Here is a 20,362-nt window from a genome sequence, read left to right as displayed (position 1 = left end):
GTGGTCCCCTCAGGCGGTATCAAAACTCCAATACCGTCGGGTCGTCCACATCGCGCAGGGCAATGGGTGTATCTTGTGCCTTGGACAACGACCAACGGATGCGCGTCGCATAAGACAAAGACCGCCCAGATAAAACCACCTGTTGCGTTGCACGGGGCCTTAATCGCCCGTTTTCGAGATAAACTGACGGCTGAAGGCCCATTTGTTGCGCGCCATCTTGCCGGAAGACCCAAATCTCACCGGATTTTTGGGTCAGCGAAACCGCAGCCCCGCCCAGATCAACGGCGGCCTCGACCTCCGGATGGAGGTGGAACCGGATCGACCATGGGATGCCCTGCAAGGTTTCAGCATCAAGGGCGCGGTCAAAGATGGGTTCGTCCTTGGGGTCAAGGATCGTCAAGAGGTCCTCCCCCACCAGAGCGCGCCCGTCCGACGTCAATTCAAGCGTGCGCACATGGGTCAGCCCATGGGACGCGCGGTAGCCGTCGTGGGCCGTGGCCAGACGGTGGCCATCGGGCAGGGTTGTGATCTCAGACTGGACCTCTTTGGGGCCGTTGGTCATGATTTCAGCGCCGTTGCGTCCGACCTCCAGCAACGAAGACGACCGGCCTTCGATGGACAGCGTGGAATGGCTAGGCGTTGCGCGCCCTGCGCGCCGCCAGTCGGGCCCGAAGCTCACACCTGAGCCGCAGTTGACGATCAGCGGTCTGCGCCCCGATGTGACCTCCATCGCGAGGGTGGAAGCATGGGCCTGCCCCGCATAGGCCCCGCCGGGCGGGGGCGCCACGTCCATGACAACAGACGTTCGACCCGATGACAAACGGCCATAGCCCATGTGCAGGGTCCGGTCGGGCTGTTCGATCGTCCCGACGGCAGCCAGCGCCTGATCAAGCCATCCGTCCAGACCACGCCCGCCCCCATGAAACCGCGCCAAAGCCCCGTCGGCATGACGCAGCGCCCGCAAGGTGGGTGCGATCCGCGCCATTGCATCCCGAAGGGCGAAGGGCGCGTCATGGCCTGTGTCTGACAAAGCGGTTTCGACCCACGACAACAACGTCAGGATTTCCAGCAGTTCCTCAGGGTTGCGTGATGCCACGCCCCCGTCTGGCCCGATTTGCGTCTTGCAGTCACGGGTCAGCATGGCAATGGCCGGGGCCACGCGGTCTTCCATCCCTTGGAGGCTAAGGCCCGCGTAGATCATACCGGCCACGGCCTCAAACCGGGGCAGACCGGGGCGTGCGGATTTCCAGCGTTTGGACAAAAAGATCGCTTGCCGTGCGGCCGATCGGAAATAGGCCTCGGACGCGGTTTTGTCGGCCCCGCGCAGCAAAAAGAACCCGTGCGCGATCCAGCGGATCAGGCGACGGCCCGTGACATCGGGTATCCAGCCGTCACCGGACCCGTTGCCGAACCGGTCGATCCAGTCGTGAAGCCAAGCCTGCGCCGCAATGCGCGCCTTGTTGTCGCCCACCGCCGCCAGATCATCGAGCCACGCAAACCCGTGCACATCCAGCGCGGCACCCGGAACATTGGCCACAGCATCCCAGATGCTGGTGTCCGGTGCTTCGACCAACTGTCCGGCGAACAGAAAATTTCCGGCCAAAAGTTGCCGGCCACGGGCATAATGCCCGATCATACGGGGTTCAGGATTGGACCGAAACGCCGTGGCAGGCCGCGTGCGGGCCGCAAGCTGCGCGTGCAGCCGGTTCATGACACGTGCGCGTCGTGATAGAGTGTGGGAAGGGTCCACCAATGATTTGCCTCTCGCCCGTGCCATTCAGCATCTTTGCGAGGGCGATCTTTACGCGAAAAGGCGTCTCAAGTCACGCAGGCTTTCGCAGTTGAGCGATGTAAAATCCGTCCATGCCGCCCAGATCGGCCCAAAAATCGGGCCGCAGACGCACACCGCCTTCTTCTGTGCGCCATGCAGGGTCAATGCCAGGCCGGTTCAAAGCGTCGGGATCTACGGTCAGGCCGGGATGGCGGGCCAGCGCCTCTTCCACCTGAACCTCGCCTTCGTCGGGCAACAACGAACAGGTGCAAAACAACAGCCGACCGCCCGGTTTCAAAAGGGTCAGCGCGTGGTCGATCATGCGCGCCTGTTGGTCGATCAGCATGGCGAATTCGGACCCGTCTTTGGCATAGGGCAGATCCGGATGGCGGCGAATCGTGCCTGTGGCCGAACAGGGCGCATCAAGCAGCACCGCATCAAACCCGCCTTCGTCGAAAGCAAAGGCATCAGACACGACGGTCGTGGCCCGCAATTTTGTGCGTTCAAGGTTTTCACCGACGCGCCGCATCCGCCCAGCAGAGGCATCAACAGCAGTGACCTGCGCACCAGCCGCCGCCAGTTGCATGGTCTTGCCGCCCGGGGCTGCGCAGAGATCAAGAATTTTCTCACCCTTTTGGGGGGCCATGATGTGCACCGGCCACGCGGCTGCGGCGTCCTGCACCCACCAATCACCGTCGTCGAAACCTGCCAAAGCCGAAACTTGGCCCGCGTCAGCCAATCGGACGGACCCGTTGGGCAGCACCTGCCCGCCGAGCGTCGCGGCAAGCTGGGCCGCATCACCTTTCACCGTCAGATCGACCGGCGCGCCGGCAAATTGCGCGGCCTCGATGGCGGCCACAACCTCTGGCCCGTAGGCGTCCTTGAGGGGGCCACGCAGCCAGCCGGGCATCCGCGGAATGGCCAGTTTTGCCCAACCTTCGGGGCCTTCTGCGGCAACCTTGCGCAGCACGGCATTCACCAGACCCTTCATAGATGAGGTCCGTTTGTTGCGCGCCACCAGTTCGACACCGGCGTTGACAACGCCATGGGCGGCCTCCCCCTGAGACAGTTCAACCGTACACAGGCGCAGCACGTTGCGCACAGCCAGGGGGGGTGTTTTTTGCACAAACCGTGCGAGCATCCGGTCCGCGCGGGCCAGCCCGCGCAGTGTTTCGGTGGCCAGACGTTGGGCACGGGCGCGATCTTCGGGGCCAAGGTGCTGCAACGCGCCTTCGCCAATCAGTTCTGGCAGCAGTTTGCCCTGCCCTGTCACTTGATCCAGCAGATAGACAGCCGCCTTGCGCGGACCGAGACCTTGTTGCTGCGACATCTTTAACCCCTTGGCGAATGATCTGGCGGACGTATATCAGGACGTATCGCACCGCAAGGAGAGCCACGTGACCAAGGACACCAAAGACCTGCCCCCCGCCGCCCAGCGCGCCTTGGCCGAAGCCGAAGAGCGCCGTCGCGCCGCAAAGGCGCTTGATCTGCCAGAAGAACTGGGGGGCCGCGACGGGCCAGAGCCCGTCCGCTACGGCGACTGGGAGAAAAAGGGCCTCGCCATCGATTTCTAGGGCCTATGGCGCCTTCCCGACCTCGCGTGTTCCACGCGAACCCGCGCTGGCCGGGTCGCGGCCCGGGGCCGCGGATCGTCAGCGGATACGCAACACTGCGTCGTCACCAGCCCCTTGGTCGACGGTGAACCGGATGCGGTCGCCATCGACCTCAACCAACTGACAGTTGTATTCAATCGGGTAGCCGGACCAATCCATGTCACGGCAGAAATATCCGTTGTCCCACGACCAAGACCCGACGATATCCCAGCCCGCAGCACGGCCCGCGATCGATCCGTCTTCTTTCACATTTAGCGTCAGACCATAAAGAGCAATCCGCAGGTCTTTGCCGCCCACCGTATCCATAAACTCGGCCCGATCAGAAATCCGTTCAAAGGCAGACGCCATGGCAGGTGTGGCGATCAAAGCAGCGGCAGCAAGGGTCAGGGCACGAAACATATCGGGGCCTCCATTTTTACAAGTGTCGGAGTAGATACGCATCAACTGCTTAAAAAGTTCACTCCGCGCTCAAACCAAGCACATCCAACATATCATATGCGCCCGGCTTTTGATCTTGCCCCCAAAGCGCGGCCTTCAGCGCCCCACGGGCAAAAATCGCACGATCCGTGGCAATATGGGTCAGTTTGATCCGTTCCCCTGCGGCGGCAAACAGCACGTCATGTTCGCCGACAATGTCCCCGCCGCGAATGGCCGAAAAGCCGATATCGCCGCGTTTGCGTGCGCCGGTGATACCATCGCGACCACTGTCGGACACATCTTTCAGGGCGACGCCACGGCCCTCGGCCGCAGCTTCACCCAACATCAGGGCCGTGCCTGAGGGCGCGTCGACTTTGTGGTGGTGGTGGGCCTCGATCACTTCGATGTCAAAGTCTTCATCCAAGGCCGCCGCGACCTTTTTGGTCAGCTGCACCAGCAGGTTCACGCCCAACGACATATTGCCCGCCCGCACGATCACTGCGTGGTGGGCAGCGGCGTCCAGCTTGGCGATGTCATCTTCGGTCAGGCCCGTGGTGCCAATCACATGCACCGCGCGGGCCTGTGCGGCCAGTTCGGCAAAGGCGACGGTGGCAGCAGGGGCGGTGAAATCAATCACCGCTTGGGCTTTGGCAAAAGTCGCGACCGGATCGTCACTGACCGCCACGCCCACAGGCGCGCGCCCCATAGCCGTGCCGATGTCCTGCCCGATCCAGTCGTGGCCTTCCCGTTCCAGCACGCCCACTAGGGTACAGGCGTCAGACGCCAGCACAGCGCCGATCAACATCTGCCCCATCCGGCCAGACCCGCCCGTGATCACAATCCCCGGCATATCCGTCATCTTATCGTCCTTCCGTCACTGCGCCTTGGCAAGCGCGCCCAACCTGCTTACATGCACCCCATGGCAAAGAACAGTTTTCAAGGCAAGGACGGCCCATCCCAGCGGCAATTGCGTGTCGGCGAGTTGATTCGCCGCACCATGTCCGAATTGTTGCAACGCGGAGAGGTCCATGACCCCGACCTGCAACGCATGTCCATCACCGTGGGCGAGGTTCGCATGACCCCCGACCTCAGCATCGCCACGGCCTTTGTGCTGCCTTTGGGCGGCAAGGATGCTGATTTGGCGATTGAGGCACTGGCCCGCAACAAGGGTGAACTGCGCCATCTGATCACCAAGGGCATGAAGCTGAAACATGCCCCCGACCTGCGGTTCCGCATTGATGATATGTACGACCGCATGGACGCCACACGCGCGATGTTCGAAGACGAGAAAGTCGCGCGAGATATCTCATCGGAGGACTGATGCGCTGGCTTGCTGGTCTTGTCCTGCTGGCCAGCCCGGCCGCCGCTGTCACCTGTGACGACATCGACCATCTGGGCGCGTCCTATACCGTATGCGAGGTCGCAGCCTCCGAGGATCTGCAATTGTTCTTGCGCGATGACACAGGCGCCGTCCTTGGGTCCTTTCGCGCCATCGAAGACCTTGAGGGCCGTGATCTGCTATTTGCCATGAACGCGGGCATGTACCACGACGACCGCGATCCTGTGGGCCATTATATTGAGGACGGCAGGGAAGAAATGCGCGTCATCGCGTCAGAGGGGCCGGGGAATTTCGGCCTGCTGCCCAACGGCGTCTTTTGCATCGCAGATACCCTGCGCGTCATCGAAACCCTCGCCTATCAGGCAGAGGGGCCGGATTGCACCCATGCCACCCAATCCGGTCCTATGTTGGTAATCGACGGCGCGCTTCATCCTCGGTTTATCGACGGCAGCGACAGCCGGTTTATCCGCAACGGGGTGGGCACATCAGCCGACGGGCAAACCGCCTATTTCGCGATCAGTAATGATGCGGTGAACTTCCACGATTTCGGCACACTGTTCCGCGACCGGCTGCAAACGCCCAATGCGCTGTTCTTTGATGGCAAGGTCAGCCGCATGTATGACGCGGCCTCTGGCCGGTCCGATTTCGGCTTTGGCCCCTTGGGTCCGATGGTCGGTGTGCTTGACGGCGGGGCCGACACCAACTAACCGGCCCGCCTGACCAAGGACGAGGGCGATATGGCACGCAAACGCAAAGGACGCGATCTGCACGGATGGCTGGTGGTGGACAAACCCGCTGGCATCACCTCGACCTCCGTGGTCAATAAGGTGCGCTGGGCGCTGGACGCCAAGAAAGCAGGCCACGCAGGCACACTGGACCCCGAGGCGACAGGCGTTCTGGCCGTGGCACTGGGCGAAGCGACCAAAACCGTCCCCTACATTACCGACGCGCTTAAGGCCTATACCTTTACCGTGCGGCTGGGTCAGAAGACCAACACCGACGACGCCGAGGGTGAGGTGACCGCAACCAGCGACGACCGCCCCACGGACGACGCGATCAAAACGGCGCTGGGCCAGTTTGTGGGCGACATCATGCAAATTCCGCCCGCCTTTTCCGCCGTAAAGATCGACGGTGAACGGGCCTATAAACGCGCCCGCGATGGCGAGGATTTTGAAATTGCGGCCCGCCCCTTGTGGGTTGAGGAACTGGTGCTGATCGATCGGCCCGACCCTGACCACGTCACGCTTGAAATGACCTGTGGCAAGGGCGGCTACGTCCGGTCCATCGCCCGCGATCTGGGTGCGGCGCTGGGCTGTCATGCCCACGTGCGCGAACTGCGTCGCATCTGGTCGGGGCCGTTTACAGCCGAAGACGGTGTTTCGCTGGACCAACTTGACGAACACGCCAAGACAGAAGGGTTGGATCACCTGATCCGCCCCCTAGAAGACGGTCTTGATGATCTGCCACGTGTCCATTGCCCCGAATCCAGCATCGCGAAACTGCGCAACGGCAACCCTGCCCTCGTCATGGGCGATGTGGAATACGGCGAAGACTGCTGGGCCGACCACAACGGTGAGGCCATCGCGGTGGGCACCTTCAAATCCGGCGAATTGCACCCCTCACGGGTATTCGTGCGCGGCTAGCCAATACCACCCCCTCGTTCATCTGGCCCACCCCCCCCCGGGAGGGCCGATCAGCCCCCTATCCTACCGGTGTTGGTCAAACAGGATCGGGTTTCCGTCCGGGTCAATCACAACAAAGGACGCGGGCCCCGTAGCGTCCCCCTGTTCTTGGCTGACCGCATGTCCTGCGGCCTTCACTTTGTCCTTGATGACGCGCACGTCCTCGAAGGGGTTCACCTCACCTGCTGATTGATCCCAACCGGGATTGAAGGTCAGCATGTTGCCTTCAAACATCCCCTGAAACAGGCCCACTAAGGTGTCACCGCTTTTCATGATCGCAGAGCCGTGTTCGCCTTGGCCGGCGAACCTTTCAAACCCGAGATCGGAATAAAACGCGATGGATGTGGCGAGGTCTTTGACAGACAGACTTATTGAAAACGCTCCAAGTTGCATAAGATGTCCTTTCGTGAATGCCCCTACTCTAGCACATCACACCGGCCTTCGTCATAACCGCCCCATGATCACCCGCACCCATATCAAAGGCGACGCGCCCTCCACCGCGGTCTATTCAGACTGTGAACGGTACCGGTATTCGCTGACCCGCACGTGGGATGAGGCGGGCAGTCGCGTGCATTTTGTCATGCTCAACCCCTCCACCGCGACTGAGGTCCAGAATGATCCGACGGTCGAACGCTGCGAACGCCGCGCGCGGGCGCTGGGGCACGGGGCCTTTCGCGTGACCAACATTTTTGCGTGGCGTGATACCGATCCGCGCAAGATGCGCCAAGCAGCCGATCCTATTGGCCCCACCAATGATGCCGCGATCCTTGAGGCCACCGATTGGGCAGACGCCACCATCTGCGCATGGGGCACCCACGGCGAACACCTTTGCCGTGGCCCACAGGTGGCGGCGATGGTGCAGGCCACCGGCGCGCCGCTGTTCCACCTTGGCCTTAGCAAAGCGGGACACCCAAAACATCCTCTCTACATCGCATACACGCAAAGCCCCCAGCCGTGGAATTTCGGCTCGGGCGCTATGGCCAGCTCGTTAACCATCTGAGTCGAATTTCAGCGCCTTTTCGCGTTTTGTTCGCTATCTGGAGGGCCAGTTACACCGGTCCGCACCTGTGTTTTGTTCCCAATGGTAAACTTGATTAGGTCATCGACATGCTTGCACTTCTAGGATTGATTGGCGTCGCCCTTGCCGGAACGGCCCTTATCGGACTGGAACAAGAGGACGCGGACGCTGATGGCCCAACGCACCCCGATCTGCATGAAGAAACCGTCGAGGGCGATTTGCTGGAACTTCTGGACGAAGAAAACACCGATGTCCTGACAGCGGGCGGCCCGTCCCATGTCGAAGAATTCGGCACCCAAGACGCCGATACAATCGGCGGCGCAGCAGGGGATGATTTTATCCATGGCCGTGATGGCGATGACACCTTGATCGGCGAAGACGGCGACGATCAGCTGTTGGGCGGCGAAGGAGATGACACCCTGACCGGCGGCGCGGGCGATGACCAGCTGGATGGGCATATTGGCAATGATATTATGTCGGGTGGTGATGGTGCAGACCGGATGCAAGGCGGTGGTGGCGATGACGATCTTTATGGCTACGACGACGATGATGACCTGTTGGGTGGTTGGGGCGACGACACGCTGATCGGCGGGGCTGGCCAAGACAACCTACAGGGCAGCGAGGGCAACGATGTGGTAGATGGTGCCACCGGCGAAGATGTGGCCGAACGCGACTACCTCAACGGATCCGAAGGCAATGACCATCTGATCGGCAACGACGGTGATGTCATGACCGGCGGACAGGACGCCGATACGTTTGAGATTGTGAATGGCAACATACAAATCATGGATTTTTCCGATGAAGACGTGCTTGTCCTGAATTTCTCGGGCGACGAACCGGTCCTGACCACGCAAGACAGCGCCGGTGGTCTTGTCCTTCTGGCGGACGGCGAACCTGTGGCGAACTTGGTCGGCGTGACGGACTTTGACGTCAGCACAGTGCGTCTGGTCAGCGAAGACGCGGCCGCCTAAGGCCAGAAACCCTTTGCCAAGGGCATAGAATCTTCCTATACGCCCGCATCTGCGTCGGGCAACTGGCACAGTTCACCCTCCACGGGCCCTGCTGGACGACATCCCGGCTTGTGCCATTCACCCTTTAACCAAGGAGACCCCGATGTCGATTACTGCTGAAGAAAAAGCACGCCTGATGAAGGAATTTGCAATCAAGGACGGCGACACAGGTTCGCCAGAAGTTCAGGTTGCGATCCTCACATCCCGCATCACCACCCTGACCGAGCACTTTAAGACCCACAAGAAAGACAACCACGGTCGCCGTGGCCTTTTGAAAATGGTCGCTCTGCGTCGTAAGCTTCTGGATTACACCAAAGCCAAGGATGAGGCCCGCTATCAGGACCTGATCAAACGCCTGGGCATCCGTCGCTGAACCAGCGGCACGTCTTGCAAGAATTCAACCGCCTACGGGACACCCCGTGGGCGGTTTTTCTTTTCCCTCATACGGTATAGCCACGCACCATGGATATGTTCCTCATCACTGCACTCGGCCAAGAAGACTTTCTGGCCGCCGAAGCCCGCGAAAAGGGCTTTAAAGTCACCGAAACGATTTCAGGCGGTGTGACGATCCGGGGGGAGTGGCCCGACATCTGGCGCGCGAACCTGCAATTGCGGGGCGCAACCCGTGTGCTGGCGCGGCTGGTCACGTTTCGCGCGCTGTATCTGTCGCAGCTGGAACTGAACACGCGCGAATTCGACTGGCCCGAAATCCTGCCCAAATACGCAACGGTCGCTGTTGAGGCTACGTGCCACAAATCCAAGATTTATCACGCAGGTGCTGCGAAAGAACGGGTGGAAACCGCGCTCGCAGGTCATGGCTTTGTCACCCCTGAACCGGAATATCCCGCCGACGTGGCGATCCGCGTCCGGATTGACCGTGATCACGTGACGCTGTCGCTCGATACCTCCGGCGACAGCTTGCACAAACGTGGCCATAAGGAGGCCGTGAACAAGGCCCCCATGCGCGAAACCATGGCCGCGATGTTTCTGCGCGAAGCCAAATTCAACGGGAAGACCCCCCTTTATGACCCCATGTGCGGGTCCGGCACGTTCGTCATTGAAGCCGCCGAAATCGCCCGTCGGCTGGACCCCGGCCGCGGCCGGGATTTCGCCTTCCAGTCTTTTCCCAACTACGATGCGCAGGCCTTTGCCGCCATGGGCAGCCCCGACCGCCCTGCAGCGCATGGCGTTTACGGCAGCGACCGTGACCAAGGGGCGGTGGCCATGTCCACCGCCAATGCCACCCGCGCCGGTGTTGCGGATGTGGCCACGTTTGACGCCAAGTTGATCAGCGATATCACCCCGCCGACGGACACCCCCGGTCTGGTCATCTGCAACCCGCCTTACGGCGCGCGGATTGGCAACAAGACCCCGCTCTACGGGCTCTATTCCAGCTTCGGCGACCGGATGAAAAGCCACTTCAAAGGCTGGCGCGCCGCCATCGTCACCAGTGACGACGCACTGGCCAAGGCCACCGGTCTGCCGTTCAAACCGGCGGGACCTGTGGTCAACCATGGCGGCACGAAAGTGCGGCTCTGGCAAACGGATGTGATCTAACCCAAGGTGGGGGGCATGAAACGGATTGTCCTCGCCGCCGCCTGCCTGATCGTTCTTGCGACAGTGCTGCAGGCCTTTGTTTGACTACAGCCGCCAGCGCGACAGGCAGATGTTCGGCCATTTTGTCCACCAAGTAGTTACGGATAGACCAGTTGTCGCGCTGACCCTTGATGACGGGCCGACGCGGCGGTTCACAGCACCCTTGCTGGACATCTTGGACAAGGCCGACGTCACCGCCACCTTCTTTCTGACCGGACGGGAGGTCACGGCCTTTCCAGAGGGCGCACAGGCCGTGGTAGATGCAGGGCATGAGGTCGGAAACCATTCATGGAACCACCGTCGTATGGTGGCGATGCCCCCGTGGGAGGTCCGCCGCCAGCTGCGCAAAACCGATGCGGCGATCCGGACGCTTGGCTACGAAGGCACCCTGCACTTCCGCCCGCCCTATGGGCGCAAACTGGTCGTCCTGCCTTGGGTCTTGGCCCAACATGACCGCACAACAATCATGTGGTCCGTGGAGCCTGAGACCGATCTGGCGTTTGACGCGCCGCCCCAAGACCTCGCCGCGCACGTGATTGAAACCACCCAAGCCGGGGATATCATCCTGCTGCACGGGATATATTCCGGCAACGACAGCAGCCGCGCGACTTTGCCGTTGATTATCGCCGGGTTGCGTGCGCGGGGTTTCGACTTTGTCACCGTGTCGGAGCTGATCGCGCTGGATGCGGCCCGCTAAAATTCGCGAATTTTAGCCCCCCTTCCCAAACGGCCCAAACCCCTGTAGACGCACGGTATCTGAGACGTGACGCAAAGACCCCGGCGCACACAAAAGGATTGGGGTCGGTGGCAATGGGGCCACCAATGATACGGAAGACCCAGGGTTCGCCTGGGAGTGCTTCCAGATAGGAAACTATAGATGTTTAAAGAAGTGAAAAAATCCATTCAGTGGGGCGAAGAAACGCTGACACTGGAAACGGGCAAGGTTGCCCGTCAGGCCGATGGTTCTGTCATCGCGACCTATGGCGAAACCTCGGTCATGGCCAACGTGACATTCGCCAAGCAGCAAAAGCCGGGTCAAGATTTCTTCCCGCTGACCGTGCACTACAACGAAAAGTATTACGCCGCAGGTAAAGTCCCCGGTGGCTTCTTCAAGCGCGAAGCGCGCCCCACGGAAAAAGAGACGCTGACAAGCCGTCTGATTGACCGTCCGATCCGCCCGCTGTTCGTCAATGGCTTCAAGAACGAGGTCCTCGTGATCTGTACCGTTCTCAGCCACGATCTGGTCAACGACCCCGACATGGTTGCCATGGTTGCAGCCTCCGCCGCGCTGACAATCTCTGGCGCGCCGTTCATGGGCCCGATTGCTGCCTGTCGTGTGGGTTATGAGGATGGCGATTACATCCTGAACCCCGAACTCGACGATATGCACAACCTGCGCAACAACCCTGAGCAGCGTCTCGACCTCGTTGTTGCCGGCACCAGAGACGCCGTGATGATGGTTGAATCCGAGGCCTATGAGCTGTCCGAGGAAGAAATGCTCGGTGCTGTGGAATTCGCACATGAGCAGATCCAGCCTGTCATCGACCTGATCATTGATCTGGCCGAAGACTGCGCGAAAGAGCCGTTTGATTTCCAAGCCCCCGACTATTCCGATCTGTACGACGCAGTGAAGAAAGCCGGTGAAAAAGAAATGCGCGCCGCTTTCGCAATTTCCGACAAGCAGGAACGCACCACTGCTGTTGCCGCCGCCCGTGAGACCGTCAAGGCCGCGTTGAGCGATGAGCAGCTTGAGGATGCCAACCTTGGCTCCGCTATGAAAAAGCTTGAGGCGTCCATCCTGCGCGGTGACGTTGTGAAAACCGGTAAGCGGATCGACGGTCGTAAGACCGACGAAATCCGTGACATCGTGTCCGAAGTGGGTCTTCTGCCACGGACGCACGGCTCTGCCCTCTTCACACGTGGTGAAACCCAAGGTCTGGTTGTGACCACATTGGGCACCGGCGATGATGAGCAGATGATCGACAGCCTGCAGGGTATGTATAAGTCGAACTTCCTACTGCATTATAACTTCCCTCCCTATTCGGTGGGTGAAGTTGGTCGCTTTGGTCCTCCCGGACGTCGTGAGATTGGTCACGGCAAACTGGCATGGCGCGCCCTTCAGGCCGTTCTGCCCGCTGCCACCGACTTCCCTTACACGGTCCGCGTGGTGTCTGAGATCACGGAATCCAACGGCTCGTCCTCCATGGCGTCTGTCTGTGGTGGTTCCTTGTCCATGATGGACGCGGGTGTGCCGCTGAAAGCACCGGTTGCCGGTGTGGCCATGGGTCTGATCCTTGAAGAGGACGGCGACTATGCGGTTCTGTCCGATATCTTGGGTGACGAAGACCACTTGGGCGATATGGACTTTAAGGTTGCCGGTACAGAAAACGGCATCACGTCCTTGCAGATGGACATCAAGATCGCAGGCATCACGCCCGAGATCATGAAGAAAGCCTTGGCCCAAGCCAAGGAAGGTCGTCTGCACATCCTGGGCGAGATGAACAAAGCGCTGTCCAGCGCCTCCGACTTCTCTGTCCACGCGCCACGCATTGAAACCATGCAGGTGCCAACGGACAAAATCCGCGAAGTCATCGGTTCGGGTGGTAAGGTCATCCGCGAAATCGTGGAAGTGTCCGGCGCGAAGGTCGACATCAACGACGAAGGCATCATCAAGATCGCATCGCCAAATGGCGACGCTATCAAGAAAGCCTACGACATGATCCACTCCATCGTGGCAGAGCCTGAAGAAGGCATGATCTACAAAGGCACAGTGGTCAAAATCGTCGACTTCGGTGCGTTTGTGAACTTCTTCGGCAAGAAAGACGGCCTTGTGCACGTCTCTCAGATTGAGAACCGCCGCCTGAACCACCCCTCCGACGTTCTGAAAGAAGGTCAGGAAGTTTACGTGAAACTTCTGGGCTTTGATGACCGTGGCAAGGTGCGTTTGGCCATGAAGATGGTCGATCAGGAAACCGGCGAAGAAGCCGCCAAAGAAGAGAAAGAGGACTAAGTCCCCGATCTTTGAAATTCAGAAGGCCCCGGTGGAAACATCGGGGCCTTTTTCTTGAACACCTGAAACTGTGCCCCCATGTAACAAACATTAACATAGGGAGCAAAAGATGAGCACAGTCACATGGCAGCGCCTTGAAGGCGGGATTGTTCTTCTTGCCGGGCTATCGGTCTTCGTGGTGACAGGATCAGGTTTTGCATGGTGGGCCGCAGTGTTGTGGTTCTTCGCACCTGATCTGAGCTTTGCTGCCTATGCCTTGGGAAACCGCATAGGGTCTTACGTCTACAACGCGGTCCACATCTATGGATTTGGGGCGATCGTTATGGCCGCGGGTCTTTGGACCGATTCCCAAGTCTTCGCGGGCTTGGGTGCTCTTTGGCTCGCCCATAGCGGATTTGACCGGTTGCTAGGCTATGGGCTCAAGGAAGAAAGCGGCTTTTCTGACACACATCTGGGCAAGGTCGGGAAACCCTGACCCTATTGTGAAGACCCGTCCCTTGCCCGAACGGCCCATCAAGGGCATATTACGGCAGCTGTCTATACCGAGGGATCACAATGTTTACACGTCGCCATTTTCTGAACACGGCTGCCGCTACGGCCGGTCTTGCCGCTGCATCACCTGCCGCTGCGCAATATCTGGTGCCTGAAAGCCAACTGCCACGTGTGGAACAAATCAACCGCGACTACGCCCCTGGCGAAATCCACGTAGAGCCGCAAAGCTTCAAGCTGTACTGGATGCTTGGCCCCGGTCTGGCGCTGACCTATTCCGTGGGCATCGGCCGAGCGAACTTGTATGAAAGCGGGGATTTCCGGATCAACGCAAAGAAAGAATGGCCCCGCTGGACGCCGACCCCTGAGATGATCGAACGTGATCCTGCGGCATACAAACCGTTTGAGGACGGTATGGAAGGCGGGATCGACAATCCGCTGGGCGCCCGTGCGCTGTATCTGTTCCAAGGGTCGCGCGACACATACCTGCGCATCCATGGCACCAACGCGCCCCGCACCATCGGGTCCGCCGTGTCGAACGGCTGCGTGCGTCTGGTGAACAGCCACATTTCCGATCTGTACAACCGTGTGCCTTTGGGCACCCGTGCCGTCCTGCACTAAGTCGCTGGGGCCAGTCCTGAATTGGCCCCATCCAACGGCGCGGAGGCTGGCATGACACACCTGACCCGACGCATGCTTCTGAACGGTGCTGCCGCAAGCATGGCCTGCCCCGCTGTTTCGTATCCACGGCAGCCCGCCCAACCGTCGCGTCACGGGACGATATCTGTCGAATGGTTGTGTGCAGATGCTTAAGGCCGAAGCCCTTGTTTTATACAACCGCGTGCCTGTCGGCACGCAGGTCCGGCTGCGCTGACAGGCGGCCCACAGAACCGCAGCCCGTAAGCCCGTAAGCCCGTGTTGTGTCCTCAAACGATAGACATATCGAAAGGACATAAGATGACCCGTCTGAACCGACGCACCCTTTTCACCAGCGCCGCTGCAGCCCTTGCGGCACCAAGTGTTGTTGCAGCCTCCGCCGCAACCCCGCGCATCGTTCCCTTGGCTGGCCAAGTGCCTGCGGGGCAAATTCATGTCGTCCCGGACGAGTTTGCACTCAATTGGACCCTGCCGCGACGCGAAGCGATGAAATACGACGTGGGCGTTGCGCCGCAAGACCGCTGGGAACCGGGCGCCTATATGATCCGGCGCAAGGCCGAATGGCCCCGCTGGACACCGACCCCCGCCATGATCCGGCGCGATCTCGACAAATACGGCCCCTACGCCGACGGGATGCCGGGCGGCGGGATGAATCCTTTGGGGGCGCGGGCGCTCTATCTTTATGAAAATGGCCGTGACACGTATCTGCGCATCCACGGATCGCCGGACAACAGCGGCATCGGTCGGCGCGTGTCCAACGGCTGCGTGCGCATGACCAACGATGATGTGCGCGATCTGTACACACGTGTGCCCACCGACACAGTCGTGGTCCTCCACGCCTGAACGTCAAAAGGCCCCACCAGACCGGCGGGGCCTTTCGTCATATGGGACGGAGGGCGGGGCGCCTCTGCCGTGAGGCAGACAGCGCCGCACCCGTCACTTTGGCAGTTTCGCCATCCGCAGGTAAGGCAGCTTGGTGTCAATCGCGCCGTACTTGGCGATCGCGTCCTCATCGGACACCGCCACTGGCACCACTACATCCTGACCGACCTGCCAGTTCGCAGGTGTCGCCACGCCTTCACGAGCTGAGGTTTGCAACCCGTCCAAAGCGCGCAGCACCTCTGCGAAGTTGCGGCCCACGGTCATCGGGTAGGTCATCGACAGCTTCAGCTGCTTGTCGGGGCCGATAATGAACACAGACCGCACCGTGGCGCTGTCCGCTGGCGTGCGGCCGTCGGGCATATAGGCCTCAGCCGGCAGCATGTCGAAGGCTTTGGAAATTTCCAGCCCGTCGTCGGCCACAATCGGGAAGTTCGCAGGCGCGCCGCCCACCGCCTCAATGTCCTTTTTCCACTTGGTGTGTTCTTCGACACCGTCCACGGACACACCCATCACCTTGGTGCCGCGCTTTTCCCATTCCGCAGCCAATTGGGCCACCGCACCGAATTCCGTGGTGCAAACGGGGGTAAAATCCTTGGGGTGGCTGAAAATGATCGCCCAGCTGTCGCCGATCCAGTCGTGCAGGGACAGCGTCCCTTGGTCGGTTTCGACGGTCAAATCGGGAATCGTGTCGTTGATGCGCAGACCCATGTCGGCACTCCTTCTTGTTTGCTGTTGTTGATCATATATGAGTCCATGAAAGCATTCCAACCGAAGGACCCAAAACCATGCTCGAGAAACGCGATTTCTACATCAACGGCGCGTGGGTCAGCCCTGCGAAAGCAAACGATTATCAGGTCATTGACCCTTCCACAGAAGAGGCCTGCGCCGTCATTTCGCTGGGCGATCAGGCCGACACGGACGCCGCCGTGGCCGCCGCCAAAGCCGCGTTCCCCGATTGGGCCTTTGTCGACAAATCCGAAAAGATGGCCCTGCTGAACCGCCTGCTTGAGGTTTACAACGACCGCCAAGAAGAGATGGCCCAGGCCATGTCCATGGAAATGGGCGCACCGATTTCCATGTCCCGCGTCAATCAGGTGGGTGCCGGCTCTTGGCACTTGGAGGGGTTCATCAAAGCCTTCGACAAGATGTCTTTTGAACGGGACTATACCGGCACTGAAAAGACCCTTCTGGAACCCATTGGCGTTTGTGCTTTGATCACGCCGTGGAACTGGCCAATGAACCAGATCGTGTTGAAGGCCGTGCCCGCGATTGCCGTCGGCTGCACCACAATCCTCAAACCATCCGAGATCGCACCCCTGTCCGGCTTGCTGTTCGCGGAATTTATGGATGAGGCCGGTTTCCCCAAAGGCGTCTTCAACATGCTCAACGGGGATGGCGTGGGCGTAGGGTCACAGCTGTCTGCCCATCCGGACGTGGATATGGTTTCGTTCACAGGGTCCAGCCGTGCGGGGAAACTGATCTCAAAATCCGCAGCAGATACGCTGAAGCGGGTGTCTCTGGAACTGGGCGGCAAAGGGGCCAATCTGGTCTTTGCAGATGCCGGCGCCAAAGGCGTGGAATACGGCGCATCCCGCTGTTTCCGCAATTCGGGTCAGTCGTGCAATGCCCCGACCAGAATGCTGGTCGAAAGCAGCTTCTATGACGAAGCGGTTGAGATCGCGTCGCGTGTGGCCGAGGAAACCAAGGTTGGCCCCGCGTCTGAGGAAGGCAAGCACATCGGCCCCGTCGTGTCCAAAGCGCAGTTCGACAAAATTCAAGGCCTGATCGAAGTCGGGATGGGCGAAGGCCGCCTGACTGCAGGTGGTTTGGGTCGCCCCGACGGGTTGAACCGTGGCTACTACGTCAAGCCGACGGTCATCGCCGATGTGACCAACGACATGACCATCGCGCGTGAAGAGGTCTTCGGCCCCGTCCTTGCGATCATGAAGTTCGACACCATCGATGAAGCGATCGCGATTGCCAATGACACGGACTACGGGTTGACCAATTACATCCAGACCCCTGATGACGAAAAGCGCCACTATGCCGCCCGTCGCCTGCGGTCCGGCATGGTCGAAACCAACGGTCAGGGCTTTGCACAAGGATCCCCGTTCGGTGGCTACAAGCAGTCCGGCAACGGCCGTGAGGGTGGCCTGTACGGGCTGGAAGAATTTTTGGAAGTGAAGGCCGTCAGCGGCTGGAGCTAGACTCGAAACTCGGGCGCGGATAGAGACCTCTCATGTCCGCGCCCCCTCGTTTCATTCCAACGACCGTCCACAAACGGGACGAATTCTCAGAAACGGTGTCAGGCCATCTTGAGGACGCGCCGGACACCAAACTGGTGTTGCGCAAGCTGGATGGCGTCCCGTGGTGGGCCAAGCCCATCGCAGGTTTTCTGGCGCGCAAGGAAATCAAATCCCTCAAGCTTGTGACCGGCATCCCCGGCACCCCCGATCTGATCCGTGTCGATGACAGCGGCATTCTGCGCAGTTGGTCCGAGGGTATGCCCCTGAACCTTGCAAAACCCACCCAAGCGGCGTTTTACCACGATGCCAAACGCATCCTGCGGGATATGCGCCGCCGTGGCGTGACCCACAATGATCTGGCAAAGCCGCAAAACTGGCTGATGGGGCCGGATGGTCAGGCGGAGGTGATTGATTTCCAACTGGCCTCCGTCCACCGGCGACGGGGCAAGATTTTCCGCATCATGGGCTACGAAGACCTGCGTCATCTGGTGAAACAGAAACGTCGCTACGCACCGGACCTTCTGACCGCATCCGAACGCCGGATGCTGGCGCGCAAAAGCCTGCCGACACGCATTTGGATGGCGACAGGAAAGAAGGCCTACAATGCCGTCACCCGTGGCCTGTTCAACTGGTCCGACGGCGAAGGCACCGGAAACCGCATCGCGGCAGAGGGCGCGCAGATTGAGGCGGATTTGATGGCCCACCCTCGCGTGACAGCCGTTCACCTGAGCCCATTTGCCTTGCCCGCCAAGGGCAGTGGCATCTATGCGTTTGTTGAGACGGATTTGTCTGCGGTGCAGGCGCGTAATCTGATCGCGCCCGCCCGCGTGGCCCTTATCCAGCCCGTCACCACGCTGCCTGGCGGTGATGTTCTGGACTTGATTGCCATGAACCGACTTGATGAGCTCGACCAGCTGCTGGCGCAGCAACCCGAGCTTGAAAGCCAAACGGCTGAGATCGTTGCCCAACGGCAGAACCTCACTGACCGGCGGTTGGCGGGACTTTAGCCTCGGATCGGCGGAACGCCGGGTCGGGGCGTGTCAGAACGGCGCTTTGGCGCGGAACCGCACGCCCTCACCTCCATCGGGATGACGCAGGCGCAATTCCTCGGAATGGAGCATCAGGCGCGGGTGGTCCCGTGCCGGTCCCGTCGCATAGAACGGATCACCAAGGATCGGATGGCCCAAGGCCAGCACATGCACCCGCAGCTGATGGCTGCGGCCAGTCTTGGGCATCAGCCGCACGCGGCTTTCGTCATCACTGGATTTGACGACCCGCCAGTCGGTCACGGCCTGCTTGCCGGTTTCATGACAGACCATCTGTTTCGGCCTGTTGGGCCAGTCGACGATCAGCGGCAAATCAACGGTTCCGGTCTTGGGGTCCAGACGCCCCGCCACCCGCGCCACATAGGTTTTCTTGGTCTGACGTTTTTCAAACTGCAACCCGATGTGGCGTTGGGCGTGGGGTGTCAGGGCAAAGACCATCACGCCGCTGGTGTCGCGATCAAGGCGGTGGATCAGCAAAGCGGTCGGAAACACCTCTTGCACGCGGGCGATCAGACAATCGGCCAAATGCGGCCCCTTGCCCGGCACCGACAACAAGCCGGAGGGTTTGTTCACGATGAGGATTTCGTGGTCGTGGTGGATCACATCCAATGGGTCGGTCGGTGGGGCGTAGTCATCGCTCATGACCGGCGGTTCCGGAACATGGAGTAGGTATAGAGCGCAAGGGCGGCCCAGATCATCGGAAAGGCAATGGCGCGGGCCGTGCCGAAGGGTTCATCAAAGGCAAGGACGGCCACCAGCATGATCATCGTCGGCGCAATGTACTGCATGATCCCGATGGTCGTCAGCCGCAGCCCCTTGGCCCCATTGGCATAGAGCATCAAAGGCACCGCCGTCGCCACACCGCAGCCAATCAGCAACCACATATCCGCAGACAGGGGCACGAACACGCCGCCGCCCACGGACCACAGCCAGCCAAGATAGATCAGGGCAAACGGGGTCAGGATCAGCACCTCCAACAGAAATCCCTGATTGGGACCAATGGGGAGGGACCGTTTGAAATAGGCGTAGAACCCCCAGCTGACCGTCAGGGTCAACGCAGGCCACGGCAGTGACCCGTTATAGACTGTCAACACGACGACCGCCGCTGCGGCCAACACCACGGCGACCCATTGCAGGCGGGTCAGACGTTCGCCCAGCAAGGCAAAGCCCAAAAACACGGAAAACAGCGGGTTGATGTAGTAGCCAAGGGCGGCATCCAACGTGCGGTTTTCAGCAATCGCCCAGACATAAATGCCCCAGTTCACCGACACGAGGGCGGCGGTCACGCAGCCCATCATCAGCGCGCGCGGGTCGCTTAGCACGCGGCGCAAATCCCCGGTACGCCCCAACAAGATCAGCACCAATCCCGCGATGGGAACCGACCAGATGACGCGGTGGGCCACGACCTCAACTGCGGGAATATGGTCGACAAGCTTAAGGTACAGCGGCAAAAATCCCCAAAACACATAGGCCCCCAGCGCAAAGCTGAAGCCGCGCAGGGTGTCGCCGTTTTGTGTGGGGGGGTGGCTGGCTGTTGGTGATCTCATGGGGCGCAGTTGCGCATGGCGCGCCCTAAAAGAAAAGCC

At 60.4% G+C, this 20,362-nt stretch carries 24 protein-coding genes; 16 read left to right on the top strand and 8 right to left on the bottom strand.

Annotation, left to right across the window (positions count from 1 at the left end; all coding sequences use genetic code 11):
* Nucleotides 1–19 precede the first annotated feature (19 nt).
* Together ACTG36_RS02595 and ACTG36_RS02590 are read right to left on the bottom strand one after the other, a co-directional pair.
* Nucleotides 20–1,777: a heparinase II/III family protein gene (locus tag ACTG36_RS02595; RefSeq protein WP_375280663.1), complete on the bottom strand. Its 1,758-nt coding sequence runs from the start codon at nucleotides 1,775–1,777 to the stop codon at nucleotides 20–22.
* 46 nt (nucleotides 1,778–1,823) lie between these two features.
* Entirely contained in the window at nucleotides 1,824–3,101 is a 1,278-nt protein-coding gene (locus tag ACTG36_RS02590) for an RsmB/NOP family class I SAM-dependent RNA methyltransferase (RefSeq protein ID WP_375280664.1), read from the bottom strand.
* Between the two features lie 67 nt (nucleotides 3,102–3,168).
* On the opposite strand from ACTG36_RS02590, the gene ACTG36_RS02585 reads away from it, so the two are divergent.
* The gene (locus tag ACTG36_RS02585) at nucleotides 3,169–3,345 is read left to right on the top strand and encodes a DUF1674 domain-containing protein (RefSeq protein ID WP_375280665.1); all 177 of its coding nucleotides are present in this window, start codon (nucleotides 3,169–3,171) and stop codon (nucleotides 3,343–3,345) included.
* A 78-nt stretch (nucleotides 3,346–3,423) separates the two neighbouring features.
* Here the strand turns inward: ACTG36_RS02585 and ACTG36_RS02580 are convergent, their stop codons facing one another.
* Nucleotides 3,424–3,783, bottom strand: coding sequence for a dihydrodipicolinate reductase (locus ACTG36_RS02580; protein WP_375280666.1), 360 nt, complete (start codon nucleotides 3,781–3,783; stop codon nucleotides 3,424–3,426).
* Nucleotides 3,784–3,841: 58 nt separating this feature from the next.
* Complete coding sequence (dapB, locus tag ACTG36_RS02575) at nucleotides 3,842–4,660, bottom strand: 4-hydroxy-tetrahydrodipicolinate reductase (protein ID WP_375280667.1); 819 nt, start codon at nucleotides 4,658–4,660, stop codon at nucleotides 3,842–3,844.
* A 60-nt stretch (nucleotides 4,661–4,720) separates the two neighbouring features.
* On the opposite strand from dapB, the gene rbfA reads away from it, so the two are divergent.
* Genes rbfA through truB form a run of 3 tightly spaced genes read left to right on the top strand, consistent with a single transcriptional unit; the run spans nucleotide 4,721 to nucleotide 6,783 of the window.
* On the top strand, nucleotides 4,721–5,122 hold the full coding sequence (rbfA, locus tag ACTG36_RS02570; protein WP_375280668.1) for a 30S ribosome-binding factor RbfA: 402 nt from the start codon (nucleotides 4,721–4,723) through the stop codon (nucleotides 5,120–5,122).
* Nucleotides 5,122–5,847 (top strand): phosphodiester glycosidase family protein, encoded by a 726-nt coding sequence (locus ACTG36_RS02565; protein ID WP_375280669.1) that lies wholly within the window; start codon nucleotides 5,122–5,124, stop codon nucleotides 5,845–5,847. The genes rbfA and ACTG36_RS02565 overlap by 1 nt, the downstream gene beginning before the upstream one ends.
* A gap of 30 nt (nucleotides 5,848–5,877) precedes the next feature.
* Nucleotides 5,878–6,783 carry a tRNA pseudouridine(55) synthase TruB gene (gene truB / locus ACTG36_RS02560; protein ID WP_375280670.1) on the top strand — a complete coding sequence of 302 codons (906 nt, stop codon included), beginning with the start codon at nucleotides 5,878–5,880 and terminating at the stop codon, nucleotides 6,781–6,783.
* A 63-nt stretch (nucleotides 6,784–6,846) separates the two neighbouring features.
* Here the strand turns inward: truB and ACTG36_RS02555 are convergent, their stop codons facing one another.
* Nucleotides 6,847–7,215, bottom strand: coding sequence for a VOC family protein (locus tag ACTG36_RS02555; protein WP_439141354.1), 369 nt, complete (start codon nucleotides 7,213–7,215; stop codon nucleotides 6,847–6,849).
* A 64-nt stretch (nucleotides 7,216–7,279) separates the two neighbouring features.
* Here ACTG36_RS02555 and ACTG36_RS02550 point away from each other — a divergent pair, with 64 nt between their 5' ends.
* From ACTG36_RS02550 to ACTG36_RS02505, 10 genes are all read left to right on the top strand, one after another.
* Complete coding sequence (locus tag ACTG36_RS02550; RefSeq protein WP_375280672.1) at nucleotides 7,280–7,822, top strand: DUF1643 domain-containing protein; 543 nt, start codon at nucleotides 7,280–7,282, stop codon at nucleotides 7,820–7,822.
* A gap of 107 nt (nucleotides 7,823–7,929) precedes the next feature.
* A complete protein-coding gene (locus ACTG36_RS02545; RefSeq protein WP_375280673.1) occupies nucleotides 7,930–8,811 on the top strand; it encodes a calcium-binding protein in 882 nt (293 codons plus the stop codon).
* Nucleotides 8,812–8,953: 142 nt separating this feature from the next.
* Nucleotides 8,954–9,223: a 30S ribosomal protein S15 gene (gene rpsO, locus ACTG36_RS02540; protein WP_296418848.1), complete on the top strand. Its 270-nt coding sequence runs from the start codon at nucleotides 8,954–8,956 to the stop codon at nucleotides 9,221–9,223.
* Nucleotides 9,224–9,312: 89 nt separating this feature from the next.
* Nucleotides 9,313–10,407 carry a THUMP domain-containing class I SAM-dependent RNA methyltransferase gene (locus tag ACTG36_RS02535; protein ID WP_375280674.1) on the top strand — a complete coding sequence of 365 codons (1,095 nt, stop codon included), beginning with the start codon at nucleotides 9,313–9,315 and terminating at the stop codon, nucleotides 10,405–10,407.
* A 76-nt stretch (nucleotides 10,408–10,483) separates the two neighbouring features.
* Entirely contained in the window at nucleotides 10,484–11,143 is a 660-nt protein-coding gene (locus tag ACTG36_RS02530; RefSeq protein WP_439141351.1) for a polysaccharide deacetylase family protein, read from the top strand.
* A 180-nt stretch (nucleotides 11,144–11,323) separates the two neighbouring features.
* Entirely contained in the window at nucleotides 11,324–13,456 is a 2,133-nt protein-coding gene (pnp, locus tag ACTG36_RS02525) for a polyribonucleotide nucleotidyltransferase (RefSeq protein WP_375280676.1), read from the top strand.
* 109 nt (nucleotides 13,457–13,565) lie between these two features.
* The gene (locus ACTG36_RS02520; protein WP_375280677.1) at nucleotides 13,566–13,931 is read left to right on the top strand and encodes a DUF4260 domain-containing protein; all 366 of its coding nucleotides are present in this window, start codon (nucleotides 13,566–13,568) and stop codon (nucleotides 13,929–13,931) included.
* 80 nt (nucleotides 13,932–14,011) lie between these two features.
* Nucleotides 14,012–14,566: a L,D-transpeptidase gene (locus ACTG36_RS02515; RefSeq protein WP_375280678.1), complete on the top strand. Its 555-nt coding sequence runs from the start codon at nucleotides 14,012–14,014 to the stop codon at nucleotides 14,564–14,566.
* A gap of 85 nt (nucleotides 14,567–14,651) precedes the next feature.
* Nucleotides 14,652–14,819 (top strand): L,D-transpeptidase family protein, encoded by a 168-nt coding sequence (locus ACTG36_RS02510; RefSeq protein ID WP_375280679.1) that lies wholly within the window; start codon nucleotides 14,652–14,654, stop codon nucleotides 14,817–14,819.
* Between the two features lie 83 nt (nucleotides 14,820–14,902).
* Nucleotides 14,903–15,445, top strand: a complete 543-nt coding sequence (locus tag ACTG36_RS02505) for a L,D-transpeptidase (RefSeq protein ID WP_375280680.1) — start codon at nucleotides 14,903–14,905, stop codon at nucleotides 15,443–15,445.
* Nucleotides 15,446–15,538: 93 nt separating this feature from the next.
* Here ACTG36_RS02505 and ACTG36_RS02500 read toward each other — a convergent pair whose 3' ends face one another.
* Complete coding sequence (locus tag ACTG36_RS02500) at nucleotides 15,539–16,192, bottom strand: peroxiredoxin (protein WP_375280681.1); 654 nt, start codon at nucleotides 16,190–16,192, stop codon at nucleotides 15,539–15,541.
* A 77-nt stretch (nucleotides 16,193–16,269) separates the two neighbouring features.
* Between ACTG36_RS02500 and ACTG36_RS02495 the strand changes: the two genes are divergently transcribed.
* Nucleotides 16,270–17,691 carry an aldehyde dehydrogenase family protein gene (locus ACTG36_RS02495; protein ID WP_375280682.1) on the top strand — a complete coding sequence of 474 codons (1,422 nt, stop codon included), beginning with the start codon at nucleotides 16,270–16,272 and terminating at the stop codon, nucleotides 17,689–17,691.
* A 32-nt stretch (nucleotides 17,692–17,723) separates the two neighbouring features.
* Nucleotides 17,724–18,737, top strand: coding sequence for a serine/threonine protein kinase (locus ACTG36_RS02490; RefSeq protein WP_439141347.1), 1,014 nt, complete (start codon nucleotides 17,724–17,726; stop codon nucleotides 18,735–18,737).
* 33 nt (nucleotides 18,738–18,770) lie between these two features.
* Here the strand turns inward: ACTG36_RS02490 and ACTG36_RS02485 are convergent, their stop codons facing one another.
* Both ACTG36_RS02485 and rarD read right to left on the bottom strand, forming a co-directional pair.
* Complete coding sequence (locus ACTG36_RS02485; RefSeq protein ID WP_439141345.1) at nucleotides 18,771–19,418, bottom strand: RluA family pseudouridine synthase; 648 nt, start codon at nucleotides 19,416–19,418, stop codon at nucleotides 18,771–18,773.
* Nucleotides 19,415–20,323, bottom strand: a complete 909-nt coding sequence (rarD, locus tag ACTG36_RS02480) for an EamA family transporter RarD (protein WP_375280685.1) — start codon at nucleotides 20,321–20,323, stop codon at nucleotides 19,415–19,417. Before rarD ends, ACTG36_RS02485 begins: the two co-directional genes overlap by 4 nt.
* Between the last annotated feature and the right edge of the window lie 39 nt (nucleotides 20,324–20,362).

The sequence above is a fragment of the Pseudooctadecabacter sp. genome (genome assembly GCF_965657175.1).
GTDB lineage: Bacteria > Pseudomonadota > Alphaproteobacteria > Rhodobacterales > Rhodobacteraceae > Octadecabacter.
The sequence above is the reverse complement of the archived record's forward strand: the minus strand, read 5'-3'. Positions and strand labels throughout refer to the sequence as shown.